Source organism: [Phormidium] sp. LEGE 05292 (assembly GCF_015207735.1).
Taxonomy (GTDB): Bacteria; Cyanobacteriota; Cyanobacteriia; order Cyanobacteriales; family Aerosakkonemataceae; genus Floridanema.
Map to the genome: position 1 here is coordinate 1 of NZ_JADEWG010000299.1, position 2805 is coordinate 2805.

General features: G+C 43.6%; 3 protein-coding genes. All 3 read right to left on the bottom strand.

The genetic code is table 11. The features are described 5' to 3' along the window. Positions 1-26: 26 nt before the first annotated feature. The 3 genes from IQ264_RS32070 to IQ264_RS32080 all read right to left on the bottom strand — a co-directional run bounded on the left by IQ264_RS32070 (position 27) and on the right by IQ264_RS32080 (position 2745). On the bottom strand, positions 27-1193 hold the full coding sequence (locus IQ264_RS32070; protein WP_193986747.1) for a sugar phosphate nucleotidyltransferase: 1167 nt from the start codon (positions 1191-1193) through the stop codon (positions 27-29). 80 nt (positions 1194-1273) lie between these two features. After that, positions 1274-2281, bottom strand: coding sequence for a segregation/condensation protein A (locus IQ264_RS32075; protein WP_193986756.1), 1008 nt, complete (start codon positions 2279-2281; stop codon positions 1274-1276). Between the two features lie 71 nt (positions 2282-2352). Next, entirely contained in the window at positions 2353-2745 is a 393-nt protein-coding gene (locus IQ264_RS32080) for a lipopolysaccharide assembly protein LapA domain-containing protein (protein ID WP_193986758.1), read from the bottom strand. Positions 2746-2805 lie beyond the last annotated feature (60 nt).

Genomic DNA, 2805 nt, shown 5'->3' on the forward strand with positions numbered 1-2805 from the left:
CCATCCCCCCATCCCCCCTGCCTTTTTTACCGAGATTCAAGCCCAAGAACTTCTGCGATCGCTTGTCGTTCTAGAGGACTCATGGAAGGAGGTTCTTGACGGGTATCAGTAATTAACCAGTCTAAAGCTGCGGCTTGAACATCGATCGCAGCACCTGTTTTATCAATACAATAACGACCAAAAACCAGCTTATCTACTAGTTGCACACCTTCTCCCAAACGGGAATATTCAAAAATAATACTGTTATCTACAGTTGCACCTTTACAAACCCAACAATTAGGGCCGATCATAGTTGGGCCAATAATTTTTGCCCCGTCTTCAATGCGAGTCATGCCACCAATATAAACTGGGCCTTTAATATCAACTTTGTCCCAATTTACTGCCACATTTATGCCTGTAAACACACCTGGGCGCACTTCATGTCCGGGAATAGAAACATTTTTCACTTTCCCCATTAAGACATCTCGAATCGCCCGCCAATAGTCAGGAACTTTTCCAATATCTACCCATTGGAAATCCATTGTGATTCCATAAAAAGGAGCATTCATTTCTACCAATTTGGGGAATAACTCACCCCCTAAATCATATTCAACACCAGAGGGAATATAATTGAAAACTTCCGGTTCAAAAATATAAATACCCGTATTGATATTGGTGCTGAGAGCTTCTTCTACACTGGGCTTTTCTTGGAAAGCTTTAATTCTGCCTTCTTCATCAGTAACGACTACGCCGTAACTAGAAACTTCTTCTTTGGGGACAGATTTCATAACTACAGTAGCGATCGCACCTTTCGCTCTGTGCCATTTCACCGCCTCAGTCAAATCCAAATCAATCAAAGCATCGCCGCATAATACTACAAAAGTATCATCAAAGAACGGATAAAAATCTTGTATGCGTTTGAGTCCGCCAGCCGATCCGATCGCCTCACCAACTAACTTACCTTCATCAATTTTCCCTTCAAAAGAGTAAGCAATTTGCACCCCAAACCTTTGACCATCACGGAAATAATTTTCAATCTCATCCGCCAAATGGCTCACATTGACCATAATCTGGTCAAAACCATGCAAGCGGAGCAATTCAACTAAAAACTCCATCACTGGCTTTTGCAAGATGGGAATTAAAGGTTTGGGAATAGTAAATGTAATCGGACGAACGCGAGTACCCTTGCCTGCTGCCAGAATCATGGCTTTCATAAATATCCTTACCTCAAACTAGAGTCAATATAAACTGGTGGCTTGTCAGTGCTCATTAATTTATTGTCTTGCTTCATTCATCAATTGTCACTTGCCGTAGCTTCTTCACTAATCGATGAATTTGATCCATTCTCGCCAACTTCTACTAAAGTGCGGATTTTTAAGTCTTGGTAGAATTCCTCTTGAACTAACTCTACTTTAGACTGAGCCGAAAGCATCAACAAAGCCCAGAAAACGTTCACCCGTTCATTTACCAACTCTTGGGGTGAAGGGGAACTCTTGATCCGGGGAGATCCAGGAAAAGAAGAATTCGCCGCGTCCTCTTGCTTTGCTTCGCCATTTAATTCCACAGATCGATTCGAGTCATTTGCTACAGGAGCAAACTTTGCCGAGTTCGCCGCAGATATCTCTACATCGCCTTGTTTTCTTTGCCACCATAAGTTTACTAGCCGATCCAAATCCAACCAATTGTCATCTTCAGGATCTTCAGAGCAGTATGTAGCTAGTAAACGTTCCAATTGAGCCGCTACTTCCACAGAATTTTCTTCATTTACCAAATCCATCGCCACGCGCATAGCTTGGGCGCGTGACTGGGAACGCAAAGGGCTGGAACGGATTTTTGGCGGTTTTTTCTCAATTGCTGCTGCGACTAACCGCAATTGGTCGATTAACTCCTGTAGAGTTACCCGTCGTCGAGCAGGTGGGGCTGGGGTCGGTCGTCGGCGTAATTGACGCTCTAAGTTCCTTGGTAATAAAGGATTACCCCAATCATCCAATGCCACAATTTCTGACTCTTCTTCTGCATCAGCTTCAGCGGCAGATAATTCCAGTGCTTCTAGCGTTTTAGCTTTGAGTAACACCAACAAAGAGGCATCTAAAAATGCTTGTCCAGATTGTGATAAGTCAGCTTCATAAGAGCCAGAACGGGTATCGTTTAAAGCTGCTAGTTGGCTCAAAACTAAGTCAATCACTTGAATTACCTGTACATCCCAAGGGTCAATTTCCCCGCGTTCTGCGAGGTTAATTAACAGGGAAATGGCGCTGATCTCACGCACGGACTTGGTTTCTGGAGTTGGAGAAACTGCCATGCTTTTACCCAAATACTTCTTGATCTACGATAAACAAAGCTGAGAACCTCTGTCGATCGATCGCGGGAATGTCAATTTACAGAGGATGTTGGGACTGTTTCCACATTTCCGTCAGAGGTTTCTAGTTCGGATGATGTGGCGGGTGGTAGTTTAAGTGGTTCGTTGGGAGTTTCCGCTTTATATTGTTGTAGGTCTTTTTCTAATGCTTGAATCCGCTGGTCTTTTTCCCGAATCATCTGGGCGGTTTTGCGGTTTTCTAGCAGCACGAGTAAGCGAAACCAAATACTAGAAAGCAATGCTAACAAAGCTCCTACGCCCATAGCTGCGAATAATGCAATACATAAGGGTGCTTGCAGTTCTACCTGTGGGGCTAGTTGAATCGTTACAGACTGAGTATTTTCTAAGCTAAATAATACTAAGACTAGGGAAAAGGCAAAAATAATTAAAAGACTAATAGCTCGCATTGCATAACTCCTTGATGGCTAAATAATTAGGCTCCAGGGGCAGAGGGGCTCCAGGGGCAG

Coding starts and splice junctions, on each gene's coding strand:
- IQ264_RS32070 (WP_193986747.1), bottom strand. CDS start 1,193: ATGAAAGCCATGATTCTGGCAGCAGGCAAGGGTACTCGCGTTCGTCCG.
- IQ264_RS32075 (WP_193986756.1), bottom strand. CDS start 2,281: ATGGCAGTTTCTCCAACTCCAGAAACCAAGTCCGTGCGTGAGATCAGC.
- IQ264_RS32080 (WP_193986758.1), bottom strand. CDS start 2,745: ATGCGAGCTATTAGTCTTTTAATTATTTTTGCCTTTTCCCTAGTCTTA.